Source organism: Roseovarius aestuariivivens, assembly GCF_004761875.1.
In the GTDB taxonomy this organism is placed as follows: domain Bacteria; phylum Pseudomonadota; class Alphaproteobacteria; order Rhodobacterales; family Rhodobacteraceae; genus Roseovarius; species Roseovarius aestuariivivens.
Genome location: NZ_SJEY01000004.1, coordinates 169820 through 194367, shown reverse-complemented (window position 1 = coordinate 194367; position 24548 = coordinate 169820). Strand labels below are relative to the sequence as shown.

Annotated in this window: 23 protein-coding genes and 1 riboswitch; of the genes, 14 read left to right on the top strand and 9 right to left on the bottom strand. The window is 61.0% G+C overall.

Annotation, left to right across the window (positions count from 1 at the left end; all coding sequences use genetic code 11):
• Nucleotides 1–6: 6 nt before the first annotated feature.
• The 7 genes from EZV60_RS08470 to EZV60_RS08440 form a co-directional block, all read right to left on the bottom strand.
• Nucleotides 7–597 carry a hypothetical protein gene (locus EZV60_RS08470; protein ID WP_135504325.1) on the bottom strand — a complete coding sequence of 197 codons (591 nt, stop codon included), beginning with the start codon at nt 595–597 and terminating at the stop codon, nt 7–9.
• A complete protein-coding gene (locus EZV60_RS08465) occupies nt 594–1442 on the bottom strand; it encodes a carbon-nitrogen hydrolase family protein (protein ID WP_135504323.1) in 849 nt (282 codons plus the stop codon). Before EZV60_RS08465 ends, EZV60_RS08470 begins: the two co-directional genes overlap by 4 nt.
• Nucleotides 1443–1446: 4 nt before the next feature.
• Nucleotides 1447–1860 (bottom strand): hypothetical protein, encoded by a 414-nt coding sequence (locus tag EZV60_RS08460; protein ID WP_135504321.1) that lies wholly within the window; start codon nt 1858–1860, stop codon nt 1447–1449.
• Between the two features lie 75 nt (nt 1861–1935).
• A complete protein-coding gene (locus EZV60_RS08455) occupies nt 1936–3300 on the bottom strand; it encodes an FMN-binding glutamate synthase family protein (RefSeq protein ID WP_135504318.1) in 1365 nt (454 codons plus the stop codon).
• Between the two features lie 57 nt (nt 3301–3357).
• Nucleotides 3358–4227 (bottom strand): GltB/FmdC/FwdC-like GXGXG domain-containing protein, encoded by an 870-nt coding sequence (locus EZV60_RS08450; RefSeq protein ID WP_135504315.1) that lies wholly within the window; start codon nt 4225–4227, stop codon nt 3358–3360.
• The gene (locus tag EZV60_RS08445) at nt 4215–5150 is read right to left on the bottom strand and encodes a class II glutamine amidotransferase domain-containing protein (protein ID WP_135504312.1); all 936 of its coding nucleotides are present in this window, start codon (nt 5148–5150) and stop codon (nt 4215–4217) included. Before EZV60_RS08445 ends, EZV60_RS08450 begins: the two co-directional genes overlap by 13 nt.
• Nucleotides 5151–5232: 82 nt before the next feature.
• A complete protein-coding gene (locus tag EZV60_RS08440; protein ID WP_167853485.1) occupies nt 5233–6717 on the bottom strand; it encodes a glutamine synthetase family protein in 1485 nt (494 codons plus the stop codon).
• Nucleotides 6718–6926: 209 nt separating this feature from the next.
• Here EZV60_RS08440 and EZV60_RS08435 point away from each other — a divergent pair, with 209 nt between their 5' ends.
• The 3 genes from EZV60_RS08435 to EZV60_RS08425 all read left to right on the top strand — a co-directional run bounded on the left by EZV60_RS08435 (nt 6927) and on the right by EZV60_RS08425 (nt 10095).
• Nucleotides 6927–7610 (top strand): FadR/GntR family transcriptional regulator, encoded by a 684-nt coding sequence (locus tag EZV60_RS08435; RefSeq protein ID WP_245306252.1) that lies wholly within the window; start codon nt 6927–6929, stop codon nt 7608–7610.
• Nucleotides 7611–7697: 87 nt separating this feature from the next.
• Nucleotides 7698–8864 carry a lytic murein transglycosylase gene (locus EZV60_RS08430; protein ID WP_135504693.1) on the top strand — a complete coding sequence of 389 codons (1167 nt, stop codon included), beginning with the start codon at nt 7698–7700 and terminating at the stop codon, nt 8862–8864.
• A 106-nt stretch (nt 8865–8970) separates the two neighbouring features.
• Nucleotides 8971–10095 carry a THUMP domain-containing class I SAM-dependent RNA methyltransferase gene (locus EZV60_RS08425; RefSeq protein ID WP_135504302.1) on the top strand — a complete coding sequence of 375 codons (1125 nt, stop codon included), beginning with the start codon at nt 8971–8973 and terminating at the stop codon, nt 10093–10095.
• Nucleotides 10096–10223: 128 nt separating this feature from the next.
• On the opposite strand, the gene EZV60_RS08420 is transcribed toward EZV60_RS08425, so the two are convergent.
• The gene (locus EZV60_RS08420) at nt 10224–13679 is read right to left on the bottom strand and encodes a chromosome segregation SMC family protein (RefSeq protein ID WP_135504299.1); all 3456 of its coding nucleotides are present in this window, start codon (nt 13677–13679) and stop codon (nt 10224–10226) included.
• A 238-nt stretch (nt 13680–13917) separates the two neighbouring features.
• Nucleotides 13918–14142, top strand: a riboswitch (cobalamin riboswitch).
• A 35-nt stretch (nt 14143–14177) separates the two neighbouring features.
• On the opposite strand from EZV60_RS08420, the gene EZV60_RS08415 reads away from it, so the two are divergent.
• Genes EZV60_RS08415 through EZV60_RS08405 form a run of 3 tightly spaced genes read left to right on the top strand, consistent with a single transcriptional unit; the run spans nt 14178 to nt 15527 of the window.
• On the top strand, nt 14178–14342 hold the full coding sequence (locus EZV60_RS08415) for a CbtB domain-containing protein (protein ID WP_135504297.1): 165 nt from the start codon (nt 14178–14180) through the stop codon (nt 14340–14342).
• A gap of 3 nt (nt 14343–14345) precedes the next feature.
• Nucleotides 14346–15026: a CbtA family protein gene (locus EZV60_RS08410; RefSeq protein WP_135504295.1), complete on the top strand. Its 681-nt coding sequence runs from the start codon at nt 14346–14348 to the stop codon at nt 15024–15026.
• 6 nt (nt 15027–15032) lie between these two features.
• Nucleotides 15033–15527 carry a hypothetical protein gene (locus EZV60_RS08405; protein WP_135504293.1) on the top strand — a complete coding sequence of 165 codons (495 nt, stop codon included), beginning with the start codon at nt 15033–15035 and terminating at the stop codon, nt 15525–15527.
• 4 nt (nt 15528–15531) lie between these two features.
• Here the strand turns inward: EZV60_RS08405 and EZV60_RS08400 are convergent, their stop codons facing one another.
• On the bottom strand, nt 15532–15858 hold the full coding sequence (locus EZV60_RS08400; protein WP_135504291.1) for a DUF1636 family protein: 327 nt from the start codon (nt 15856–15858) through the stop codon (nt 15532–15534).
• A gap of 71 nt (nt 15859–15929) precedes the next feature.
• Between EZV60_RS08400 and cobW the strand changes: the two genes are divergently transcribed.
• The 8 genes from cobW to EZV60_RS08355 all read left to right on the top strand — a co-directional run bounded on the left by cobW (nt 15930) and on the right by EZV60_RS08355 (nt 24532).
• The gene (gene cobW, locus EZV60_RS08395; protein WP_135504289.1) at nt 15930–17018 is read left to right on the top strand and encodes a cobalamin biosynthesis protein CobW; all 1089 of its coding nucleotides are present in this window, start codon (nt 15930–15932) and stop codon (nt 17016–17018) included.
• Nucleotides 17018–17470, top strand: a complete 453-nt coding sequence (locus EZV60_RS08390) for a GNAT family N-acetyltransferase (protein ID WP_135504287.1) — start codon at nt 17018–17020, stop codon at nt 17468–17470. Before cobW ends, EZV60_RS08390 begins: the two co-directional genes overlap by 1 nt.
• 75 nt (nt 17471–17545) lie before the next feature.
• Entirely contained in the window at nt 17546–21271 is a 3726-nt protein-coding gene (cobN, locus tag EZV60_RS08385) for a cobaltochelatase subunit CobN (RefSeq protein WP_135504284.1), read from the top strand.
• Nucleotides 21268–21651: a GFA family protein gene (locus EZV60_RS08380; protein WP_135504282.1), complete on the top strand. Its 384-nt coding sequence runs from the start codon at nt 21268–21270 to the stop codon at nt 21649–21651. Before cobN ends, EZV60_RS08380 begins: the two co-directional genes overlap by 4 nt.
• Nucleotides 21652–22161: 510 nt before the next feature.
• Nucleotides 22162–22524 carry a CidA/LrgA family protein gene (locus tag EZV60_RS08370; RefSeq protein WP_135504278.1) on the top strand — a complete coding sequence of 121 codons (363 nt, stop codon included), beginning with the start codon at nt 22162–22164 and terminating at the stop codon, nt 22522–22524.
• Complete coding sequence (locus EZV60_RS08365) at nt 22521–23240, top strand: LrgB family protein (protein ID WP_135504276.1); 720 nt, start codon at nt 22521–22523, stop codon at nt 23238–23240. Before EZV60_RS08370 ends, EZV60_RS08365 begins: the two co-directional genes overlap by 4 nt.
• A gap of 12 nt (nt 23241–23252) precedes the next feature.
• Nucleotides 23253–23861 carry a cob(I)yrinic acid a,c-diamide adenosyltransferase gene (gene cobO, locus EZV60_RS08360; protein WP_135504274.1) on the top strand — a complete coding sequence of 203 codons (609 nt, stop codon included), beginning with the start codon at nt 23253–23255 and terminating at the stop codon, nt 23859–23861.
• A 128-nt stretch (nt 23862–23989) separates the two neighbouring features.
• The gene (locus tag EZV60_RS08355; RefSeq protein WP_135504272.1) at nt 23990–24532 is read left to right on the top strand and encodes a PRC-barrel domain-containing protein; all 543 of its coding nucleotides are present in this window, start codon (nt 23990–23992) and stop codon (nt 24530–24532) included.
• Nucleotides 24533–24548: the final 16 nt, after the last annotated feature.

The window sequence follows — 24548 nt, the reverse complement described above, 5'->3', positions numbered from 1 at the left end:
CTTGGGTCAGCGCACGGCCGGGTCCGCGTGGCTGGCGTTCCAATCCGGCTCGAACCCAAGCACTTCTGTCGTTGGGGGAAGCGCAGGATTGAAAAGGATGTTATGTGCCATCGTCGCCTGGTGCAGAAGATTGTGGGGGGCCAGCCGCCAAACCTTGCAATCCAATTCGAAACGTTGGCCGTAATGATCGAAAACCAACATCGCCCGGCCCGCATCATGCAAGGTCTTCGCCCCGGCACTGCCAGGCGGGAAGGTCGCGGTCAGAATGTCTGAAAACTCGCGTGCTTTCTGATAGTAAGTGGCTGACAGGAACCGGATCGCCTGGTCACGGATCTGCGCGGGGTCATTGGTCTTTGCCGCGATATGCTGCAGCTCTGGCGTGACGGAATAGCCGGGCGCCTTGTTCAAAACCGTGATGATCGCGCCAAGCGGTTCGGACATGCCTGCCGGGATTACATCGGGCATGATTGCTTCGTCGGGTCGCCCGTCCCGGTCGCGCATGGCGAACTGGCGCACATGACACTGCCATTTGAGAAATGCCAGACGCAGCGGGTGATCGGAATAACTTTGGCCAAGCGAGGCGGCTAGCGAGCTCATGCCACGGTCCTTTCGCGGTCGGTCACAAGGGTGAAGGGGCGGTCGGCGGTCAGGCTGGGGATGCGGTCCGCAGCGGTTGCCACGTCATCCAGGTCGATGGTGGCCTGCACCACACCGGGTTCGGTGCCGCCATCGGCCACCACCTCGCCCCAAGGACTGACGATCAGCGAATGCCCGAACGTCTCGCCACCTCCGGGCACCGGGCCGACAGCGCAAGCGGATACCACGAACCGCGTGCATTCAATGGCCCGCGCACGGGTAAGGACGTGCCAATGCGCTTCCCCCGTCTTACGGGTGAAGGCAGCGGGGCAGATGAGGATGTCCGCCCCGGCCTGCGCCAGATCGCGGAAGAGCTCGGGAAAGCGCAGGTCATAGCAGATCGTGTGGCCGATGCGGGCCTTGGGCGTGTCGTGGATCACAGCGCAATCGCCGGGGCTGACATGAGCGCTTTCGCGAAAGACCTCGGTCTCGCTCAGCTGGATGTCGAACATGTGGATCTTGTCGTACTGCCCGGCGATATTGCCCTGATCGTCGATCATGTAGCCCCGGTTGATTATCCGCCCGTCGGGACCGTCGACAGCGATAGAGCCTAGGTTGATCCAGACACCGTGACGCCGGGCAAAAAGGCGCATCTGGTCAAGAAATATGTGCGCGCCCGCGGGCGCGGAAGGCGGGGCCACGGCGGGGCCATCCGTATGCAGCCCGCCGCAGTATTCCGGCAAGAAAAGCATTTCCGCGCCCGCCTCGACCGCTTGCCGGGCAAGCGGCAACGCCTCTTCAAGCGCCGAGACCATGTCGGGCATGGGACGCGTCTGCAGGCAGGCGATATTGAGCGGGCGCGGCATGGGTTTAGAATTTCATATAAGCCTTGCGCAACGCAACCAACGGGTGGCGATCGCTCATCTGGAACTTCAGAAGTAGTTCGCGGGCGATCATGTCGCGGTCCTGCTGATTGTCGGGCAAGTCGATCGTGTCCGGCACACGGATCCAGCCGTTGTTGTTGCGGTCAAAGACCGCCGGCTTGCCCTCTTCATAGCCCATATGGACGTCTTCGAGCCAGTTCAGATCGTCCCAGCCCATAACCTCCATGTATTTCTCAAGGTAGGGCGTGATCCGGGAATAGTCCGGCACAAGGTTCACGTCGTAGCGATAGCCGATATGCTGGCCGATTTCTTTTTCGCGCTCGGACTCGAGCCCTGCGGCGTCTTTCAGGAATTGGTCGACATCCTTGATCTCGGAGCCGCGGTATTGAGTTCCAGCCATGTGTGTTCTCCTTCTCGGCAAGGTGTGCGGATTGCACACCCTACGAGGTTCCGTAGGGTGTGCTTCAGCGCACCATTACAGGTGGTGATAATCCTCGACGCCCACGGTGTGGTTGGTCCCGGCCAGCGGCACGCCCGCCATAGCCGAGGCCTCCATCGTCAACGCCGCAAGGTCCTCGGGCTCCAGGCTGTGGAGATAGGTTTTACCGCAGGCGCGTGCGAAAAGCTGCGCCTCGATAGTGAGCGTATGCAGGAAGTTGTAGACGCGTTCCGCTGCCTCATCCGGGTCCAGACGCTCTCGCAGCTTGGGGTCTTGCGTCGCCACGCCGACCGGGCAACGGCCGGTATGGCAATGGTAGCAATAGCCCGGCTCCGCTCCGATCTCTTCGGGATAGTTCGCCTCGGGGATGTCCTTGTTGCAGTTGAGCGCCATCATCGCCGAGTGACCAATCGCTATGGCGTCCGCCCCAAGGGCGATGGCCTTGGCCACGTCCGCGCCGTTCCGGATGCCGCCGGCATAGACAAGGCTGATCTCGCCGCGCTTGCCCAGGTCGTCGATGGCCTTGCGCGCCTGACGGATCGCGGCCATGCCCGGAACGCCGGTGTCTTCGGTGGCAAGGTGCGGACCCGCGCCGGTGCCGCCTTCCATCCCGTCGATATAGATCGAGTCCGGATCGCATTTCACGGCCATGCGCACGTCGTCATAGACCCGCGCCGCGCCAAGCTTGAGCTGGATCGGGATCTGCCAATCCGTCGCTTCGCGGATCTCTTGGATCTTGAGCGCCAGGTCATCCGGGCCAAGCCAGTCGGGGTGACGCGCCGGCGAGCGCTGGTCGATGCCAGCAGGAAGCGAACGCATCTCGGCGACCTGATCGGTCACCTTCTGGCCCATCAGGTGCCCGCCAAGACCCACTTTACAGCCCTGCCCGATGAAGAACTCACAGCCATCGGCGAGTACGAGGTGGTTGGGGTTGAAGCCGTAGCGTGACTGGATGCACTGGTAGAACCACTTGGAGCTAAAGCGCCGTTCGTCAGGGATCATGCCGCCCTCACCGGAGCAGGTCGCGGTGCCGGCCATCGTGGCGCCCCGCGCCAGTGCCGTTTTGGCCTCATAGCTTAGCGCGCCAAAAGACATGCCGGTTATGTAGACCGGAATATCCAGTTCCAGCGGTTTCTTGGCCCGGGGCCCGATCACCGTCTTGGTCTCGCATTTCTCGCGGTAACCTTCGATCACGAAACGCGTCAACGTGCCAGGCAGGAAGGTCAGGTCGTCCCAATGCGGGATCTTCTTGAAAAGCGAGAAGCCCCGCATCCGGTAGCGGCCAAGCTCGGACTTGATGTGGATGTCATCCATCACGCGCGGTGGGAAAATAAAGCTGTCGCCGATGCGGTTCACATCGCGATTGAGCGGCTTTTTCTGCGGCAGATCACCATCAGCCATATGTCATATCCTTTCCTTGAGGGAATGGCACAGCCCCGATCGGGGCTGGGGCCGAAATCACAGAATGAGTTTCTTCTCGTTGGGCTCGAGGTTGTCGTAGTTCCACAGCTGCTTGCCTGCGACGACCTTAGTGAAGTGATCCACACCCTTGTCCGGCAACAGACCGTACTGCTTGAGCTTCCGTGTGAGCCACGCCTTGTCGAGGTCGGTCAATTCGGCCGTGACAGCATCCACGCCAAGCGACTTGATTTCGCCGCCGACGAAAATCGTGCCGTCATACATCGAGTCGCCGAGGTTTTTGCCGGCATTGCCACACACGACCATGCGCCCGCGTTGCATCATGAACCCCGACAGCGCGCCGGTGTCGCCCCCGACGATGATCGTGCCGCCCTTCATGTCGATGCCCGTTCGTGAGCCGACCGAGCCCTTGCAGACAAGATCACCCCCGCGGATTGCTGCGCCAAAGGTCGAACCGGCATTCTTTTCGATCACCACGGTGCCCGACATCATGTTCTCGGCGCAGGACCAACCGACGCGGCCCGAAATGCGCACGTTCGGACCGTCAATGAGGCCCACACCGAAATAGCCCGTCGAACCTTCGATGATCAGGTTCAGACGGCTCAGGATGCCCACACCCAGCGAGTGCTTGCCGCGCGGGTTCTTCAGAACGATCGTGCCATAGCCTTCACGCATGAGCTCTCGGATCGACGAGTTCACCTCGGTCGTCGTCATCTTGTCGGTGTCGAGTTCTGTGCGCTTGTTGAAATCCACGTCGGGCGCCCAAGGATAAGTGAACCGCTCTTCGGCGTCGGGGTCGAATTCGACATACAGCGATTTGCCGGTCAGGGCCTCGGTGCGCATGCCCAAGGCGGTGACCCGCTCTTCCTGGGTCATTTGCTTGAGTTCTTCGTCGGTTACGCTTGCCATACCCGGACCTCCTCATCGTAAGGGTCATACGTGTCGATTTCCTCGGGCAGGATCGCCCGGATGGCGACCTCTTCGCTGGCCATCGCGATTAGATCGTCGGATTCGTAGAGAACCAGCGGCTTGGCAGCCATTGTGTCCTTGGCCATGCCCAGCTGATCCTTGGTGGCGACAAGATAGGTGAAGACGCCGTCGATCTCGTCGATGGACTTGCGCAGGCTCTCCTCGAGCGTCATCCCACTGGCGAGGTTATGCGCGGTGTAGACCGCCAACAATTCGCTGTCGCAGTTCGACATGAAGCGGTGACCTTTCCGCTCCATTTCGCGGCGCATGATCCAGTAATTCGTGATCTGGCCGTTATGCACCACGCTGACGTCATTATATGGGAAAGCCCAATACGGGTGAGCGGACTTGATATCCACATCCGATTCAGTGGCCATGCGTGTATGGCCGATGGCATGTGTGCCCTGGAAGCTGTTCAAGCCATACTGTTCGGACACCACCGTCGCGTCGCCCAAGTCTTTGATCAGTTCGAGCCCGTTGCCCATGGACAGGATCTCGACGCCCTCGGCCTCTTCGATATGCGCGGCCATCTCGGCCATGTCGCCGCCGCCGCTCAGCACGTAGCGCAGAGAGTACTCAGTCGGCGCCTGGCGGTCCTTGATACGGACGTCATGTTCCACCAGCACATCCTCGACCGCCTTGATCCGGTCCTCGATGATCTTGTGAATGCCCCGGCCCTTGTGCATGTCCTCGGCCTCGGCCACCATGAGGCGCATGATGTAATCGCCCTCTGTGGGTTGACCGTAAACCGCGTAACCGGTGCTATCCGGCCCGCGATGCTTCAGGGCCTGCAGCATCGCGGTCATCTCCGACCCGACCGAGCTGCTCTTGCCCTTGTGAATCAGTCCAGCAATTCCACACATTCGCGTGTGCCTCCTCTGGGTCTAGCTGTTTGTCCAGACAGGCGGCGGACATCTCTGACCGCCGCCCTTGCCACGGTCTGCCTCAGGGAAGGCATTCCATGTACATTTCGTTGTCCCACTCGGTCACGGTGGACATGAAGCGGGCGACCTCGTCACGCTTGTATTCCTCATAAAGCCGATACATTTCGCCAGGCATACCGCGCTGCACGACCTCGTCCTCAGCGAGCTTGTCGAGGGCCTCTCCAAGGCTCATCGGAAGCTTCTTGACATCCTTACCGGCCTTCATCGCCTCGTAGATGTTGCGCTCTTCTGGCTCGCCGGGATCCAAGTTGTTCTCCAGCCCGTCATCCATTGCCGCTAACAGTGTGGCACCCATGATGTAGGGGTTCACCATCGAGTCAACCGAGCGGTATTCGAAACGTCCCGGCGCCGAGACCCGCAGGCCGGTCGTACGGTTCTGAAAGCCCCAGTCAGAGAAGACCGGCGCCCAGAATCCCGTGTCCCACAACCGGCGGTAGGAGTTCACGGTCGAGCAGCCGATGGCTGTCAGCGCCTGCAAGTGATGCACCACACCGCCGATGGCCTTCAAGCCTTCCTTGCCAGGCATCTGCGGGTCGTCCGTGTCCGGCATGAAGGTATTCTCACCGCCCTTCACGTACATATAGTTGTCGGCCATGCCCGGCAGGTTGTCTGGATCGTTGCCGCATTTGACGAACTCGTCCTCACCGCCATGCCAAAGGCTCATGTTGTGGTGACAGCCCGACGCCGACACGCCCATGAACGGCTTGGTCATAAAACAAGCGAAAATGCCGTTCTCACGCGCCACCTGTGCACAGATTTGGCGGTATGTGGTCAGACGGTCGGCATTGCGCAGCACGTCGTCGAACATCCAGTTCAGCTCCAGCTGGCCTGGCGCATCCTCGTGATCGCCCTGGATCATGTCGAGACCCATCTTGCGCGCATAGCGGATCACCTGAAGCGACACGGGCCGCAGGCTCTCGAACTGATCAATGTGATAGCAATACGGCTTGGAATAGCCCGGCCCCGGCTTGCCGTTTTCGTCAAACTTGAGCCACATCATCTCCGGTTCGGTGCCGATGCGTAGTTTGGTGCCATGCTTTTTCGTGAATTCCTCGTGCAGGCGGCGCAGGTTGCCGCGCGAATCCGCGGTGAGATAGCCGCCCGGATTTTCCTTTTCCTCGCGATTGCGGAACAGTGTGCAGTAGAAGCGGCCGATTTCGGGCGCCCAGGGAAGCTGCATGAATGTTTCCGGTTCGGGAATGCCGATCAATTCTGCGGCTTCCGGCCCGTAGCCAAGGTAATCACCGGCGCGATTCAGGAAGAGGTTGACCGTGGCGCCGTAGACAAGCTGAAATCCTTTTTTCGCAACCTGCTCCCAGTGATCCGCCGGAATGCCCTTGCCCATGATCTTGCCGGTAACAGACACGAATTGAAGATAAAGATACTCGATGCCAAGCTCATCGATCTTCTTGCGCACTTCTTTAATTTTCTCATCGCGGCCCGGAGCCTCGACAAATCTTTCAATATCCATTTCAGCCACTGTCATAACTCCCTGATGTCTGGCCGCGTTCAGGTCTGACGCCCGCTTGCGGCGGCTGGGTTGGTTCCGCGAGGCCAAGCCTTCCGCAGCGGAACATGTCTCAACGATTCCGGGGGCTCGCAAAAAAGTCAACCGAAATTGATCCAAATTGGACGAATTAGCTTCCCAAAGCCCTAAACTGGTATATATTTGGTATGTTCATGAAGAGGTCTACAGTGAGTGATGCCAAAAGAATGAGCGCGGCGGACATTGCCGCACGCATAAGACGGGATATCTCTGACGGCGCTTTGCAGCTGCACGACCGGTTGCCGCCAGAACGGCTTCTGTCGGAAACCTTCGGTGCGGCTCGGGGCACGGTTCGGCGCGCTCTGACCAGTCTTGAGGAGGAGGGAATCGTCGAGATCAGACCCGGCAGTGGCACCTACGTGGTTCATGCACCCGAAGGCATCGGGCCAAATCCGATCGAGAACGCGACCCCGCTTGAATTGATCGACACCCGATTTGCGCTTGAACCACATATCTGTCGTCTCTCCGTGCTGCACGGAAGGCGCGCCGATTTCGAACGGCTCGATGAACTCTGCGCGCGAATGGAGGAGTGCCTCGATGACCCTATAGCCTTTTCCGAGGCCGACACGGCGTGGCACCGGGCGCTTGCAGAAAGCACCGGCAACGGGCTCTTGATCTGGATCATCGGTCAGATTTCCTCGGTGCGTGTGCAGGATGATTGGACACGGATGCGTCACCTGACGCTCGATACCGCCACGATAAGTGAATACAATTTGCAGCATCGGCAGATCCTGGAGGCCATACGCGCTCGCGAGCCTGAAAAGGCCGCAAATCGGATGAAGGATCATCTGGAATTCGCCCGCCTGTCACTGACCCGCGCATCGGAAACCTGATCATCCGCGCGGCGTACCCGCGCGGGTTTTCCCCCTCGAATGGTTGTACTAAAGTCCGCGCGACCGGCGCGAAAGGAACGTGAAATGATGCGATTGATCGGTGCGGTGATGCTCAGCCTATTCGCTGGAAGCGTCTCGGCGCAAAGCTGCGGCGGAAGTTTCGGCAGTTTTGTCGATAGCCTGAAACGCGAAGCCGTCGCGCGCGGGCACGATCCGGCCACTGTTGAGCGCTTCTTTTCATCCGTACGCCGGGATGAGAGCGTCATTCGTGCCGACCGTCGACAAGGCGTGTTTCAGAAGCCTTTCACCGAGTTCGCGCGTCGTCTCATCAGCGCCAACCGACTCAATACCGGACGGGCAAAAGCACAGGAGTACAATGCGATCTTCGACCGGATCGAACGCGAGTACGGCGTCAGCCGCGGCGTCCTTCTGGCCTTTTGGGCGTTCGAGACGGATTTTGGGGGCTTTCAAGGTGATTTCAACACGCTCAACGCGCTCGTAACCCTCAGCCATGACTGCCGGCGACCCGATCTTTTTCGCCCACAGGTCTTCGCCGCGCTAAAGCTTTACGAGCAGGGCGCCTTCAGCCCCACGGGCACAACCGGCGCCTGGGCGGGCGAGATCGGTATGGTGCAGATGCTTCCTCAGGACATTCTTGAGAATGGCGTCGATGGCGATGGCGACGGGCGCGTTGAACTTAAAAGCTCGGCACCCGATGCCCTTTTGTCAGGCGCCAAGATGCTCAGCCACCTCGGCTGGCGACCCGGCGAGCCTTGGCTTCAGGAGGTCACCGTGCCACAGGACATCACCTGGTCCGAAACGGGATTACGCAGCAGCAAGACCGGCGCGGAATGGGCCGCGCTCGGCGTTCGTCCACGACATGGCGAAATTGCCGACGCTCTGCCTGCCCACCTGCTGATGCCGCAGGGACGTTTTGGGCCAGCGTTCCTCGCCTATCCAAACTTCGATGTCTATTTCGCCTGGAACCAAAGCTATGTCTACGTCCTCACCGCGGCCTATTTCGCAAATCGGCTCGAAGGGGCACCGATCTTTGAGGCGGGCAATCCCGAGCCCGCTTTAAACGGTGAACAGATGGTGGCGCTTCAGCGAAAACTGCAGGCACGTGGCTATGACGTCGGCGGGGCCGACGGCATTCTCGGATCGGCCACGCGTGCAGCGGTTCAGGACGTGCAAAAGGAACTCGGCCTGCCGGCCGATGCGTGGCCTACGCCGGATCTGCTAAACCGGTTGTGACCGCAAAGCACCACCCGGTTAAGCCACGCCGTGCGGATCATCAATGTATCGGGCATGGCCCGGCGAACCCACCGGGTTGCTCCGGGCAAGAAGAAAGTAATGGATGATGCCGGGGACAACGCAACGGGACAGGAAACTTGAGATATTTTTGACCGCCCCCCCGGGGTTGGAGGCGATCTTGTGCGACGAGGTTCGCGAGGCCGGGTTTGAGGCACCTGAGCCTACGCCTGGTGGCGTGAGCATCAGGGGCGGATGGCCCGAGGTCTGGCGGGCCAACCTGTGCCTGCGTGGCGCGAGCCGGGTTTTGGTCCGGGTGGCGGAATTCCGTGCAATGCATCCCGCACAACTCGACAAGCGGGCGCGCAAGGTGGACTGGGCGGGCGTATTGCGAGCCGATGTGCCCGTTCGTGTCGAGGCTTCCTGTACGCGATCAAAGATCTACCACGCCGGCGCTGCCGCACAGCGCGTCGAACGTGCGATAACAGAAGAACTGGGGGCGTCGGTCTCGAAAGGCGCAGCCTTGCGTATCATGGTACGGATCGAGGATGACCTCTGCACGATCAGTGTCGACAGCTCAGGCGAGCTGCTTCATCGGAGGGGCCACAAGCAGTTCGTCGGCAAGGCTCCGCTACGCGAAACACTGGCATCGCTCTTTCTGCGGCAATGCGGCTATCGCGGCAAAGAATCGGTCCTTGACCCAATGTGCGGTTCGGGAAGTTTTGTGATCGAGGCTGCTGAAATTGCCGCCGGGCTGTGTCCGGGGCGCGGACGTAGTTTCGCTTTTGAAAAGCTCGCTTCATTCAACACGCAGGCATGGCAGCAGTTGCAGACGACATTACCGCTAGAAACAGACTTGGCCTTTTACGGCAGCGACCGCGACGCGGGCGCGATCCAAGGGGCGATTTCGAATGCAGAGCGCGCCGGGGTCGCCAAGATTTGCAATTTTTCGCAGTTTGCAATCAGCGACCTGCAGCGTCCCGAGGGGCCACCGGGCCTTGTTATGGTCAACCCGCCTTATGGCAGTCGGATCGGCAACAAGAAGCTCTTGTTCGGACTCTACGGTGCACTTGGCAAAACCCTGCATGCGAGGTTTTCCGGGTGGCGCGTAGGACTTGTCACCAGCGAGGCCGGATTGGCTCGCGCCACGGGCTTACCCTTTGCGCCGCCCGGGCCGCCGATTCCGCATGGCGGGCTCAAGATCAGATTATGGCAAACGGGTATCCTGCCCTGACCCTTCTACAGCCTCTTCGCCATTCGTCTCGCGATCTTCGCTTGCAGAATGAACGCGAAACAGACCGTCGAGGTCTGAGCTTCAGCATCGCCTTAGCGACCCGGATCCGCACGATGCAAAGTGAATGCTTAAGCCACCATCTGCTCCGCCTTCTTGAGATCGACCGACACCAGTTGGCTGACGCCTTGTTCTCCCATCGTAACACCGAAAAGCCGGTCCATCCGACTCATCGTGACGGCATGGTGCGTGATGATGAGAAACCGCGTCTCAGTCCGGCGGCACATTTCGTCCAGCAGATCACAAAAGCGGCCTACATTGGCATCGTCGAGCGGCGCGTCGACCTCGTCGAGTACACAGATGGGAGCCGGGTTGGCCAGAAAGACCGCAAAGATAAGTGCAAGCGCGGTCAGCGTCTGTTCGCCGCCCGACAAAAGAGACAGCGTCGCAAGCTTCTTGCCCGGCGGTTGACACATGATCTCGAGTCCTGCCTCAAGCGGGTCGTCGCTTTCGACCATCACCAGATTGGCCTCGCCGCCAGCAAAGAGATGGCGGAACAGCATTGAAAAATTGGCATTCACCTGCTCAAAAGCTGTCAAGAGACGCTCTCGGCCTTCCTTGTTGAGCGACGCGATCCCGTTGCGCAATGTTCGAATGGCCTCCTCCAGATCGGCCTTTTCGCGCACGAGGGTGGTATGTTCTTCTGTGACTTCTCGCGCGTCCTCTTCGGCGCGCAGGTTGACCGCGCCAAGCGCGTCACGTTGTCGTTTCAGACGACTGACATCCGCCTCGATCTGGTCTGAGGCGGGCATTGCGTCGGGATCGACGTCAAGGCGTTCGAAAAGTTGCTCTGGTGATGTCTCCATTTCGTCTTCGATGCGCAAAGCGGCCTGTTCTTGTGCCTCGCGGGCGCCTTCGGTCCGTGCTTCGGCCCGAGCGCGCGCCTCACGCGCTTCGCCGGCAAGACGTTCGGCTTCTCGTTCCTGCGCAACGGCTTCGCGAGCGGTGCCTTCTGCTTTCGAACGGGCGTCTTCCGCAGCCGCGCGGCGCGCTTCGGCCTTGTCGATCTCTGCGCTCAGATCGGCGCGCTTTGCCGCCAACTCATTGGGCCGCGCCTCGGCCTCGGACAACTCGGCTTCCGACGTGGCCTTGCGCTCGGCCAGTTCGGCACTCCGGGTTTTGGCTGTCTCCAGCCGGTGCCGCCATCCAGACAGCTCCTTGGTCACCTCCTGCGCCCGCCGCGTTCGAGCTTCGCCTTCGCGGCGCAGTTCATCATGGGCCGACCGCTTTGACATCATCGTCATGCGCGCCGCCTCGACGGTGAGCTTTACGTCCTCGACCTCGGCGCGCGCCACCTCAAGATCAGGTAGCTCGGACAGAGTCTTTTCCGAAGCAGAGAGCGATTTGCGCGCGCCGAGTGCCTCCTCTTCATGACGGCTCAAGGCCATGGAAGCCGACTCCAACCTCGATTGGCTCAGGTTTCGCTCCGCCTCGGCGCGCGACAGGGCGCGATTGGCCTCCGTCACCGCGGCATCTGCCGCCCGACGCGCCTGACGGGCCATGCGATCGGCCTCCGTCAGGTCGGCAAGCCGCGTCTTGAGAGTCTCATGCGCCCGGGTAGAGCCTTCGGCGCGGGCCGTCGTATGGGCAAGCTGTTGCTTTAGTTCTTCCAGGCGATTGAGTTGCTGAAGGCGCAGGGCAGCCGCGGAAGGTGCGTCCTCGGCCCAGGCCCTGTAACCATCCCACCGCCAAAGATCACCTTCGGCGCTGACCAGACGCTGCCCGGGTTTCAGGAGTGGCTGTAACCGTGCACCTTCATCCGGGTCCACCAAACCGATCTGCGACATGCGGCGGGCAAGAACGCCCGGAACGTTGACGTGAGCAGACAGAGCAACGACGCCGTCGGGAAGGTTTTGAAGCTCGGTGTAGCCCGGCAATTGGGTCCAACCCGACGGGCCATTGACCTCAACCTCTGGTGCGCGCAAATCGTCAGCCAAGGCCGCGCCGAGCGCCTTTTCGAAACCAGGATCGACCTGAACTGCATCCAGGATCTGTCCGCCCTCGGCGGTGTCACGGTCCAACAGCCGAGAGAGAGCGGAGGTTTCCGCAGACAGCGCGCTTAGTTCTCCTTCGGCCTCGGAGCGTTCAGCCCGCGCATCGGCTTCTCGGCTCTGCGCCTCGGCGCGGGCCTCGTCCGCCTCGACAAGTGTTTCCTCCGCTTTCCTTGCCGTGGCTGTAGCCTGCGCCTCGGCAATTTGTGCGGCCTCAAAATCCCGTCCGGCGCGGTCCAGGGCTTCTTGCGCCTGTGCGGCGGTACTGCGGGCCCGCTCTGCTTCACTTTCGGACTTCGCCAATGTTTTGCGGTAATCCTCGACCAGCCTCTGGGCCGACTGATGGCGCGCTGAGAGACGAGCCATGTCCTCGGTCAACTGGCTCAGGTCCGTCTCACGCGATTGCAGAATGCGCGCCGCCTCACGGGCTTCCTCGGCGGCCACTTCGAGCTTGGCCCCATGTCCTTCGGCGGCCTTCTGCAACTCTTGCGCTTCCCATTCCAGGCGCTCGATCGTCTGGCCGGCGTCACGGTTGAGTCCTGCCTCGCGCTCGATATCGTGCGCAAGCTGCCCGATACGCGACTGCAATGTCTCGATCCGGGTCTGCGCGGCCTGCTCCTGCTCGGCAAGGGTGTCACGGCTAACCTGCAGCCGCTGCAGTACCGCAGCCGCAATAGCTTCTTCCTCGCGAAGCGGCGGCAAGGCCTCATCCGCTTTCGCACGAAGACGCGCGGCCTCGCGCGACGCAGCCTCCGCCCGGGCGGCCTCTGTCGTCCTGTTTGTCAAAAGTGCTTCAGCCTCCGCGCAGGCCGCTTCGGCATCCTTCCAACGGCGATATAGCAGCAACCCCTCGGTGCGGCGGAGCTCTTCGCCAATCTGGCGGTAACGCGCGGCCTGCTTGGCCTGGCGTGCAAGCTGTGCCAACTGGCTGGACAGTTGTTCGATGACGTCATCGACCCGCGTGAGGTTTGTTTCGGCCCCCCGCAGTTTCAACTCGGCCTCGTGACGCCGCTGGTAAAGCCCGGAAATACCGGCCGCTTCTTCGAGAATACGGCGACGGGCCGTCGGCTTTGCGTTGATCAGTTCGGAAATCTGGCCCTGACGAACAAGAGCCGGAGAATGTGCTCCGGTCGAGGCATCGGCAAACAGCATCTGGACGTCGCGGGCACGCACATCCTTGCCGTTAACCTTGTAGGCGCTGCCCACATCGCGGGTGATCCGGCGAATAATCTCCAGGTGATCGGACTCGTTAAATCCAGCTGGGGCAAGCCGGTCGGAATTGTCGATATGCATCGCGACTTCTGCGAAATTGCGGGCGGGCCGGGTGGCGGCCCCGGCAAAGATCACATCCTCCATCCCCGAGCCACGCATGGATGTTGGCCTGTTCTCTCCCATCACCCAACGCAGCGCCTCAAGCAGATTGGATTTGCCACACCCATTGGGTCCGACGACGCCGGTCAAACCTTCGTGGATGTAAAGATCCGTTGGATCCACGAAGCTTTTGAACCCGGTCAGTCTGAGTTTTGTGAACTGCACACGCGCCCCCGTCTGGATTGATCTCTGCTCGGGGCCTGACGATTCCCGCCCCTGAGAACCAATGGAACGCCTACGCTGTATAGCTGTCAATGAAAAACCCCTGCATGTGGATGCTCAGGCTCGGTTATCCACAAGATATTGATGCTACGCACGACGTAGAGAACATGAATCCTTCCCTCCGAAGCCGCCCCTGTTGTCCCGAAGGTCGGAAACGCGCTTGACGGAATGCCGCACCGGTTCCATACCGGAAGGGCAAGGTTCCCCAACATGGTGCAAAGCATCGGGGATGAAACTGGGAATGATGTGACGGCGGACCCATGCCGGGAGCCCAATCGTCAGCCGCCCCCGCGACTGTGAGCGGTGAGCCCCCTGCCAAATGCCACTGGGCCGGACTCGGCCCGGGAAGGCGGCAGATGGGCCGTGACCCGCAAGCCAGGAGACCGGCCTCTGCGTGACAAATATCAACGCCTCGGGTGAGAGGCGAAGAAGGAGAACGACATGTCCGCACTGGTTCAAACCGCTGCAAAATCTTCCATCCTGCCCTTCGCGGCAACGCTGTTTCTCGGCATAGGCATCGTGACACTCGCCGGTCACGTGCAGGCGTCTGCGTTGCATGACGCGGCCCATGACGTGCGCCACGCAACTGGCTTTCCCTGCCACTAAGCCATGTTTCAGAAAATCGCGACCAGCGCGTTGCTTGCTGGGTTTTGCGCGGGGCTAATTGCCGCCGCGCTCCAACTTTTGTTCGTACAGCCAGTGCTGCTTCATGCCGAGCTGTATGAAAGCGGGCAACTCGTCCATTTCGGTGATGATGCTGTTGGCGGCACGCCGGTCTGGCCAGGCCTGGACCTCGTTCGCGACGGTCTCTCTTTGTTGTTCTCGGCACTCATTTACGTGGGCTACGCCCTGCTGCTTGTGACGGCGATGGCTATAGGCCACGAAAAGGGTGTCGAGGTCGATCCGGGTCGCGGTGTGCTTTGGGGCATCGCAGGCTTCGTGGCACTTCATTTCGCCCCGGCCTTCTCACTTCCGCCGGAAGTGCCGGGCGTTGCCGCGGCCGATATCACCGCGCGTCAGATCTGGTGGTGGTCGACAGTCATTGCGACAGCAGCCGGAATAGCCCTTGCCGTGTTCGGACGAGGCTGGCCGATGGTGGTGATCGGTGCCATCCTGATCCTCGCGCCGCATCTCTGGGGCGCGCCGCATACCGATGGGTTTGCGGGGCCGGTTCCGCCTGAACTCGCAGCACTCTTCGCCAGCCGCGCGCTTGGTGTGGGCCTTGCCGCCTGGGCGCTGATGGGCCTTTTCGCGGGCTATGCATGGCAAAAAGACCTGAGCAGCGGCTAAGCGACGATGCCCAAGGTTTTCATCTTTCTATTCATCGGCCTTTTCTTCGGCTTCGGCGCCGGTTTTCTGGTGGCGGCCGCCAGTGGTATGAAGGTCGAGGGTCATGCCCATGAGGGCGATGCCGCGCATGATCATTCAGCCCATGATCATGGCTTAGGCGGGTCCGCGCACGACACCATGACCGAAGTCGAAGGACCAGCGCCCGCGCTCATGCTGACAGTCCATCCGGATGGTGCGCAAAGCCGTAACCTGCACATCGGCGTGACGCACTTCACCTTCGACCCCGAGGGAGTGAATGGCCCGCATGTGCCGGGACACGGCCATGCGCATGTCTATGTAAATGGCATCAAGCAGCCACGCGCCTATGGCCCTTGGATGCAGCTGCATGCGCTGCCCAATGGCACTCATGACATCCGCGTGACGCTGAATGCCAACGACCATAGCGCGCTGGCAAAGGACGGGCAGCCGATCGAGGCTCAGACAACGCTGGTGATCGAATGACCGCTTACGCCGGCACGCGACCCAGCAAGCAAAAGCGCAGCCTGCCAGCCGGGCGCGCGTCCTCGATCCAGCCATTCTCGCTGGCGGCGAACAGCGCAGCAAACGCCAGCGTGTCCTCGAGATCGATCTTTGGGTCTATGTCCGCAAAAAGATATGTCGCCTTGCCCGGCGCGCTGAAGGCCAATGAAAGGGGCCGGGCGCAGTTCGATAGGCAGTCATGCTCCTGCACCGTCACATCGAGGCCCCGCGCCGCGATCCCGTCGCGCAACCGTGCCGCAAAGCCCTTGCCGTCGACGCCTTCGCATGTTGAACAGACCACGATCCGGTGCATCCGACCCTTTCCTTTTTGAGCGGCCTAGGCCAAGCCCGCACCGCTGACAAGCCCTTCATAGGAGACCATCCATGAACGCCAAGATCCCCGCCACCGTCGTCACCGGCTTTCTCGGCGCCGGCAAGACAACCTTGATCCGTCATATGCTTGAAAACGCCAATGGCCGACGGATCGCGCTCATCATCAACGAGTTCGGCGATCTCGGGGTGGATGGCGGCATCCTCAAGGGCTGCGGTATCGAGAACTGCGCCGAGGAAGACGTGATGGAACTCTCGAACGGCTGTATCTGCTGCACTGTTGCAGAGGATTTCATCCCAACCCTGCAAAAGCTTCTCGACCGTGAAAATGCGCCTGATCACATCGTAATCGAAACCTCAGGCCTCGCCCTGCCACAACCTCTGGTGCGCGCCTTCAATTGGCCCGAGATCTCGACGCGTGTCACCGTGGACGGCGTGGTAACCGTCGTGGACGGCAAGGCCGTGTCGGAAGGGCGCTTCGCCCACGATGTGGCCGCGGTAGACGCGCAGCGCGCGCGCGATGAAAACCTCGACCACGAAACACCCTTGTCTGAACTCTTCGAGGATCAGATCGCCTGCGCGGACATGATCGTTGTCAACAAGTCCGATCTTTTGACACAGCAAGAGGCGAAGACCCTGAGCACGAAACTGCAGACCGAAGCGCGCGATGGCGTAAGGGTCGTGCGCGCCACAATGGGCGCTCTGCCGCTCGACGTGCTTTTGGGCCAAGGCGCAAAAGCCGAGGCCGACATGGACGCACGCCACGAACATCACCACCATCATCACCATGACGAGGACGGTCCGGATCACGTACACGAAGTCCACGACCACGACCACGACCACGACCACGACCACGACCACGACGCTTTCGAATCCTTCGTCGTATCAAGACCCGAGATCTCCGACCCGAAGGCGTTCGTCGCACAGGTAAGCGAAGTAATCCGCACCCACGACATTCTGCGGCTCAAGGGTTTCGCCGCCGTGACGGGTAAACCCATGCGTTTGACGATCCAGGCTGTCGGCCCACGCGTCGACACATATTTCGACCGTCCCTTTGGGGGTACGCCACGCGACACGCGGCTTGTGGTAATCGGCCAGGCGGGACTCGACCGCGCCGCCATCGAAGCCGCCCTCACCGCCTGATGCTTATTGTCGAACCGGCGGATCCAGCCGCGCCTGGGTCCCGCACCCTGCTGGAGCAAAGCCACGCGCTGATGCGCGACCTATTCCCACCCGAGGATAATTATTTCCTCGACATTAACGCGCTTCGCGCACCCGATATCCGGTTTTTCGCCGCACGAGAAGGTGACAAAACCCTTGGGACAGGTGCGCTCGCGCTCCGTCCGGGATATGGCGAGGTCAAATCCATGTTCACGGCGCCCGAAGCACGCGGCAAAGGGGTCGGGCGCGCGCTTCTGCGTCAGATCGAGGACGAAGCGCGCGCCCTTTCCCTGCCAGTCCTGCGGCTGGAAACCGCTGCCCGTCTCGAGGCTGCGGTTCGACTTTACGAAGGCGCAGGCTTCGCCAAATGTGAGATTTTCGGCGATTACAGACCGAATGAAACCAGCCTCTACATGGAGAAGCGGCTGATCTGACGCGAGCCTTGCGCTTTTGTCATTCCAAAAATACTCAAGGCTGCGATCAAACCCATTGGCGAAAGGCCCAAGGAAATGCACCTGCTTGCCGCCACCCCCGGCGCGATAGACGACGGTAAGGAACCCGTCGATCTGGGCCAGACGCCTGCCGATCTCGTCTTTATATCCGCCGCCGACACAGAGCTTGCGCTGCTGTCCGAGGCCCGTTCCGAGATGGTGGAACCACCGACTCTGCGATTGGCGAACCTCACGCATCTGCAGCATCCCATGTCGGTCGATCTGCATCTCGATGCGTGCGCAACGAAGTCCCGGCTTGTCGTCGCCCGGGTTCTAGGCGGAACCGGTTACTGGCGCTATGGCGCCGAACAGTTCGCCGCGCGCCTGCACGAGGCCGGCGTTCCCTTCGCGCTACTGCCGGGCGACGACAAGCCGGATGACGATCTGCGCCAACTCTCGACCGTACCCGACGAAGATTACGATGCGCTTTGGGCCTATCTTGTCGAAGGCGGCGCGGGCAACGCCCGGGCATTCCTCGTCTATGCGCGCGCGATGCTTGACGGCGGCGAAAAACCCGCCGCGGCCAGTCCGCTTTTGCGCGCCGGTCTCTATTGGCCCGGCGCCGGTGTTGCCGATCTTGCCACTGTGAAAGCGGACTGGCGCGACGAACAGCCCGTCGTACCGATCGTGTTCTACCGAGCGTTGGTCCAAGGGGCCGGGCTCAATCCGATCAACCGGCTGGTCCGTTCGCTGGCGCGCGAAGGGCTCAATCCGCTCCCGATTTTCGTCGCGTCGCTCAAGGACCCGGTTTCAACGGCTACGCTGGACCACCTCTTTTCTGCCGCGCCACCCGATGTGATCCTGAACGCCACCTCGTTCGCGGTAGGCAGCCCGCATGACGGCGACAATGGGCCGCAAAACCCCTTCACGCTACCCTCGGCCAACGACGCACCGGTCTTTCAGTGTGTGCTTGCCGGGTCAACCGAGGAAAGCTGGGCGACCGGCCTTTCCGGGCTGACGGCGCGGGACATCGCGATGAACGTGGCCTTGCCCGAGGTCGACGGGCGCATCCTGGCTCGCGCCATCAGTTTCAAGGGTGAAGCGTTTTTTGACGAAGCGACCGAGTGTCCAATCGCCACCTACCGCGCACAGGGCGACCGGATTGCGTTCGTGGCGCGCCTCGCGGTGAATTGGGCGCGCTTGCGCCGCACAAGCCCTAAAGACCGCCGGGTCGCACTGGTCCTCGCCAACTATCCAAACAAAGACGGCCGGCTTGCAAATGGCGTCGGGCTCGATACTCCGGCAGGTACGGTTTTAGCGCTGAACCTGATGAAGCAGGCCGGCTACCGCGTCGATAACCTTCCAAAAGACAGCGATGCTCTCATGCGGTCGATCCTTGCGGGCCCCACAAATTGGCTGACCGACCGGGCAGATAAAGAGGGGGGCGAGACCCTGCCTCTGTCCACGTACCTGCAGCATTTCGACACCCTGCCCTGGGAGCTTAAGGAGGCGGTGACAACCCGCTGGGGCGCGCCCGAGGATGATCCTTTCTTTGTGCTAGGGGGAAATGCGACCGATTCAGCCGTCAAGGGCGGCTTTAAGCTGTCCATTCTGCACCACGGCGGCGTCGTTATCGGCCTACAGCCGGCCCGCGGTTACAATATAGATCCAACTGAAACTTATCATTCGCCCGACCTCGTCCCGCCGCATAACTACATCGCGTTCTACATCTGGCTTCGCCATCAATTCGGCGCCTGCGCGATTGTCCACATGGGCAAACACGGCAATCTTGAATGGCTCCCTGGAAAGGCGCTCGCCCTCTCCGACACTTGCTGGCCCGAGGCCATCCTGGGGCCGATGCCGCATCTTTATCCTTTCATCGTCAACGATCCCGGAGAAGGCACGCAGGCCAAGCGCCGGACGCAAGCGGTGATCGTCGATCATCTTACACCGCCCCTGACACGCGCCGAAATCTACGGGCCGCTGCGCGATCTCGAGGCGCTTGTCGACGAGTATTACGAGGCCGCCGGCGTCGATCCGCGTCGCATCGCGCATCTGCGCCGAGAAATCCTGACGCTCACATCTGCGACGGGTCTCGACCGGGACGCCGGTCTTTCGGGAGATGACGAAGACAGCGACCTGGCCAAACTGGACGCGTATCTCTGCGAGCTGAAAGAGGCGCAGATCCGTGACGGGCTGCATATCTTTGGCCAATCCCCGACCGGCCAACAGGAACGCGATCTCGCCATCGCCCTTGCCCGCGTGCCCCGTGGGCAGGGAAAGAACCACGACGCCTCCCTCCTGCGCGCGCTGGCCTCCGATCTCGGTCTTTCCATCGATCCGCTCGATTGCGATATGGCGGCACCGGCACGAGAAAAACCCACGCCGCTCTTCGCACTCTCGGACGATCCGTGGCGCTCCAACGGCGATACCGTCGAACGTCTCGAACTCCTTGCGCAAAAGCTCTTGCGGGAGGGCGGGCGGGGCGCCTTGCCTCTGGCAAAAGCGTCTCCAGTCCTCGACGAGATAGCCACACGCATCCGACCCGCTATCGCGGCCTGTGGCCCGTCCGAAGGACAGGCCCTTTTGAACGCGCTCGACGGGCGGGCAGTTGCGCCAGGTCCGTCCGGCGCGCCCACGCGGGGACGGCTCGACACGCTGCCAACCGGGCGGAATTTCTTTTCCGTCGACAGTCGCGCCGTACCCACCCCCACGGCCTGGGCGCTGGGGTGGAAATCAGCCAACCTTCTGATCGAGAAGCATCTGCAGACCCATGGCGACTGGCCGCGCAGTCTGCTTATAACCGCTTGGGGCACAGCCAATATGCGCACGGGCGGGGACGACATCGCGCAGGCGCTCGCGCTCATGGGCGTGAAACCCAAATGGGATGCCGCGAACCGCCGCGTAACTGGCTTTGAGATCCTGCCGCAGGGCGTGCTTGGACGTCCGAGGGTCGATGTCACGCTGCGCATCTCGGGATTTTTCCGCGATGCCTTCCCGCAACTGATTGCACTTTTCGACTCCGCCGCGCGCGCCGTGCAGGCTCTTGACGAACCAGAGGATGAAAACCCTGCGGCGGCCCGCGCGCGAAGCGAAGGAGCGGGCCCACGAATCTACGGGTCCAAGCCCGGCGCCTACGGTGCGGGTCTTCAGGCGATGATCGACGAAAGGCTTTGGGCCAATAAGGCGGACCTCGCAGAAGCCTATCTGACCTGGGGTAGCTACGCCTATGGCGTAAAAGACGAAGGGCGGCCCGATCGAACGGGCTTCGAAAGCCGGTTGAAACAGACCGAAGCCATCGTGCAGAATCAGGACAACCGCGAGCACGATCTGCTCGATTCCGATGACTATTACCAATTCGAAGGCGGCGCCGCAGCGGCGGTCAGCACGTTACAAGGGCAGGATCGCCCGATCTACCACAACGACCATTCCCGCCCTGAAAGACCGGTCATCCGCACCCTCGAAGACGAGATTGGCCGCGTCGTGCGCTCTCGCGTTGTCAATCCGAAATGGATCGAAGGCGTGAAACGGCATGGTTACAAGGGTGCATTCGAGATCGCTGCGACGGTCGACTACCTTTTCGCTTTTGCGGCAACCACGGGGGCTGTGCGCAGTCACCACTTCGATCTCGTGGAAGAGGCGTTTCTGGAAAACGACGACACGCGTGACTTTATCGCGGACCACAACGCCCCCGCTTTGATCGAAATTGCCGAGCGGCTGGCCGAGGCCATGGCTCGCGGTCTCTGGACACCGCGATCCAACTCGGCCCGCGACCGGATCGCGAAATATCGGAGCACGCCATGACCCTCAAAGGCCACTGCCTTTGCCGCGCCGTCGCGTTCGAGATGACCGGCAAGCATAACTGGGTCGGGCATTGTCACTGCGACTCGTGCCGCCGGAACGCGGGCGCGGCCCTCGTGACCTTCGTGGCCCGCCCCAACGGACAGTGGCGCTGGACCGGAACAGAGCCTGCGCAGTACGCGTCCTCCCCCGGTCAGACCCGCTATTTCTGCGCGATCTGCGGGTCATCCGTCGCTTACGCCTCCGAGCGGTATGCCGACGAAATCCATTTTCACGCAGTTCTGCTGGAGGACCCAGCCGCTGTCACGCCAAGGCACGTCTTTCACTCGCACGAGCGACTGCCCTCGATGCCGCAGGACATGCCCGGCTGCAAGCACCGCTGACACGCCGTCAGAACGGGTAGCACAACAATTCCCCGACATCCCCCTTCAAATCGAAGGCATCGCATTCAAGACATGGCCGGGGATACCGTGGCAAAGGCGCGCCTGTCCCGCAATCCAACGTCGCACGCATCACCGCCTGATCCCCGACCAATTGCGCTACCCTGCAGCCGCTCATCTTTTCGATGGCCAGAACCGCTGGCACACCGACAGAAGACAGATGGGGCGCCCATCCTGAGCTCCGCCGAACAGCTTCGGCGCGCAGTCCTTTCAAGCGGATGTCGAACGCGTGCCCGCCCATCATCACGCGCACAGGTGCTATGCCGCGAAATTCCGGGCTTGGCCCGCCACAGGCGGGCAGGATGAGGAACAAAAAGACGATCAGGCCTCGCATCGACCGATGCTTTCACGTCTTTTGGTTAACAATCCCTTGCCGCCGGTACGCGATAGGAGTTCCCTCGAGGCTTCTGCGCCTTATGATCCTGACAAGTAATCAAGAAGGGTATCTTCGCCATGATCTTCAACATCACGCTAATTCTCGTGTTTCAGCTAGCCGGCGAAGTCATGGCGCGCCTTTTCGCCATACCGGTTCCAGGGCCGGTCATCGGTATGGGCCTGTTGCTGATCGCCTTCGTTCTGGCACCGAAACTGGCGAACAGGGTGGTGCCGACGGCGCAAAACATCCTGACGCATTTATCCCTGCTTTTCGTGCCTGCCGGGGTCGGTGTAATCAGTCACGTTGAGGTGCTGGGACAAGATGGTCTCGCGCTTTTCGCAGCGCTGTTTCTCAGCACGGTTCTTGCACTCGGCGCCGGTGTGCTGACGTTCATCGGTCTTGCGCGTCTCACCGGAACAACAGCGGAGCGCGCGGAATGACCGACCTTCCGGATATCTGGTCCTATCTGCGCGAGGGTCCTCTGCTTTGGCTGACCGCAACGCTTGCGGCCTATCTTGTCGGCGACGCCGCCTCGCGCGCTTCGGGTCGCAATCCGCTGGTCAATCCCGTCCTGGTGGCGATGCTGTTGCTCGCCGCCATACTTTGGGGGACCGGCACCGAGTACGGCACCTATTTCGAGGGCGCACAGTTTGTGCACTTCATGCTCGGCCCCGCCACGGTCGCCCTGGCCGGCCCGCTTTTCAAAAACCTGCATCACGTGCGGCGCACGCTTTTGCCAATGGCCGGCGCGCTGATCGTGGGCTCGCTGACCGCCATCGTTTCGGCACTTCTGATCGCGCAGGCCATGGGTGTCGAAGGGGCGACACTGGCCTCTCTGGCCCCGAAATCCACCACAGCCCCGGTGGCGATCGGTATCTCCGAAAAGCTTGGCGGCCTGCCGACGCTGACCGCTGCCCTTGTGATCATCACCGGCATCATTGGCGCAGTGGTGGTCACGCCACTGATGAACGCCATGGGATTGAGGGACTACCGCGCGCGGGGATTCGCCGTAGGGGTCGCGGCGCACGGGATCGGCACGGCGCGTGCCTTTCAGGTCAATGAGACCGCCGGTGCCTTTGCTGGGATCGGCATGGGCTTCAACGCCTTGCTAACCGCCCTACTTGCCCCCTATGTGTTGTACTTGCTGCAAGGCTAGGAGACCGCAAAAATGACCGATGACGCCGACCGACACGCCGTGAAGATGGCCAAGAAAAAGGCCGCCCGCGACAAGATCATGGCCACCAAGACCGATCAGAAAGGTTTGATCATCGTTCATACCGGCAAGGGCAAAGGCAAATCCTCTGCCGCGTTCGGCATGATCTTTCGCTGCATCGCCCATGACATGAAATGCGCCGTTGTTCAGTTCATCAAGGGCGGCATGAGCACCGGAGAACGTGACCTGATCCTGTCGAAGTTCTCGGAGATCTGCGCGTTTCACACCATGGGCGAAGGCTTTACCTGGGAAACCCAGGATAAGACCCGCGACACTGAGATGGCACAGGCTGCCTGGGAAAAGGCCAAGGAGCTCATTCGCGACGAGACCAACAAGATGGTCCTTCTGGACGAGATCAATATCGCGCTGCGCTACGACTATCTCGACATCAATGAGGTCGTGCAGTTCCTGGCCGAGGAAAAACCGCACATGACACATGTCGTGCTGACAGGTCGCAACGCCAAGGACGATTTGATCGAGATCGCCGATCTTGTCACGGAAATGGAGCTCGTGAAGCATCCTTTTCGCTCGGGCGTTAAAGCGCAGATCGGGGTCGAATTCTGAGGCCCACGCGAACGCAAACTGCTGCAAAGTGTTCCGTTCAAAAAGGGTGATCTTTTTCTCATCCGTTCAGGAACGTGCCCGCCATCTTTCCGTTGAAATGGCACAAGCCAAACGGAAGGAGGCTACGTATGAAACTCATTAACACTACCGCACTCGCGGCCATTCTCGCGGCTGGCACTGCTGTTGCGGACAACCATTCTTCCGGCGATATGAAAAACTCGTCGAAAATGAAGAACAAAGATGACGCAAAAGCCGAAAGCTCGGAAAATGGCGTCACTGCGGCGAGCGTCAGCGGCAACAAAGACACTAACGGCATGAACAAAGCGTCTGAAGAGCTGATCCGCACCCGCGACATCACTGGCGGCGCCATCTACACCATGAACGAAGCCAGCGACGAAGGCTGGGACGAGACCATGATGTACGAAGAGGTCGGCAGCGACTGGAACGAGATCGGCGAAATCGAAGACATCGTCCTGTCACGCAACGGCAAGATGACCGGCGTCGTCGCCGAAGTCGGCGGCTTCCTCGACATCGCGGACAAGCATGTCATGCTGCCCATCGAAGACGTCAAGCTCGTGCCCGTCGATCAGGCCGGCTACGTGATCGTGACCAAATACAATGAAGAAGACCTCGAAGATCTCGACGAGGTCCATGAAGCCGGCTGGTACTAATCGGTCAGCAGGACCT

Excerpts from the sequence above, each read along its gene's own strand:
- EZV60_RS08470 (WP_135504325.1), bottom strand. The coding sequence starts at position 597 with ATGAGCTCGCTAGCCGCCTCGCTTGGCCAAAGTTATTCCGATCACCCG.
- EZV60_RS08465 (WP_135504323.1), bottom strand. The coding sequence starts at position 1,442 with ATGCCGCGCCCGCTCAATATCGCCTGCCTGCAGACGCGTCCCATGCCC.
- EZV60_RS08460 (WP_135504321.1), bottom strand. The coding sequence starts at position 1,860 with ATGGCTGGAACTCAATACCGCGGCTCCGAGATCAAGGATGTCGACCAA.
- EZV60_RS08455 (WP_135504318.1), bottom strand. The coding sequence starts at position 3,300 with ATGGCTGATGGTGATCTGCCGCAGAAAAAGCCGCTCAATCGCGATGTG.
- EZV60_RS08450 (WP_135504315.1), bottom strand. The coding sequence starts at position 4,227 with ATGGCAAGCGTAACCGACGAAGAACTCAAGCAAATGACCCAGGAAGAG.
- EZV60_RS08445 (WP_135504312.1), bottom strand. The coding sequence starts at position 5,150 with ATGTGTGGAATTGCTGGACTGATTCACAAGGGCAAGAGCAGCTCGGTC.
- EZV60_RS08440 (WP_167853485.1), bottom strand. The coding sequence starts at position 6,717 with ATGACAGTGGCTGAAATGGATATTGAAAGATTTGTCGAGGCTCCGGGC.
- EZV60_RS08430 (WP_135504693.1), top strand. The coding sequence starts at position 7,698 with ATGCGATTGATCGGTGCGGTGATGCTCAGCCTATTCGCTGGAAGCGTC.
- EZV60_RS08425 (WP_135504302.1), top strand. The coding sequence starts at position 8,971 with ATGCCGGGGACAACGCAACGGGACAGGAAACTTGAGATATTTTTGACC.
- EZV60_RS08415 (WP_135504297.1), top strand. The coding sequence starts at position 14,178 with ATGTCCGCACTGGTTCAAACCGCTGCAAAATCTTCCATCCTGCCCTTC.
- EZV60_RS08410 (WP_135504295.1), top strand. The coding sequence starts at position 14,346 with ATGTTTCAGAAAATCGCGACCAGCGCGTTGCTTGCTGGGTTTTGCGCG.
- EZV60_RS08405 (WP_135504293.1), top strand. The coding sequence starts at position 15,033 with ATGCCCAAGGTTTTCATCTTTCTATTCATCGGCCTTTTCTTCGGCTTC.
- EZV60_RS08400 (WP_135504291.1), bottom strand. The coding sequence starts at position 15,858 with ATGCACCGGATCGTGGTCTGTTCAACATGCGAAGGCGTCGACGGCAAG.
- cobW (WP_135504289.1), top strand. The coding sequence starts at position 15,930 with ATGAACGCCAAGATCCCCGCCACCGTCGTCACCGGCTTTCTCGGCGCC.
- EZV60_RS08390 (WP_135504287.1), top strand. The coding sequence starts at position 17,018 with ATGCTTATTGTCGAACCGGCGGATCCAGCCGCGCCTGGGTCCCGCACC.
- cobN (WP_135504284.1), top strand. The coding sequence starts at position 17,546 with ATGCACCTGCTTGCCGCCACCCCCGGCGCGATAGACGACGGTAAGGAA.
- EZV60_RS08380 (WP_135504282.1), top strand. The coding sequence starts at position 21,268 with ATGACCCTCAAAGGCCACTGCCTTTGCCGCGCCGTCGCGTTCGAGATG.
- EZV60_RS08370 (WP_135504278.1), top strand. The coding sequence starts at position 22,162 with ATGATCTTCAACATCACGCTAATTCTCGTGTTTCAGCTAGCCGGCGAA.
- EZV60_RS08365 (WP_135504276.1), top strand. The coding sequence starts at position 22,521 with ATGACCGACCTTCCGGATATCTGGTCCTATCTGCGCGAGGGTCCTCTG.
- cobO (WP_135504274.1), top strand. The coding sequence starts at position 23,253 with ATGACCGATGACGCCGACCGACACGCCGTGAAGATGGCCAAGAAAAAG.
- EZV60_RS08355 (WP_135504272.1), top strand. The coding sequence starts at position 23,990 with ATGAAACTCATTAACACTACCGCACTCGCGGCCATTCTCGCGGCTGGC.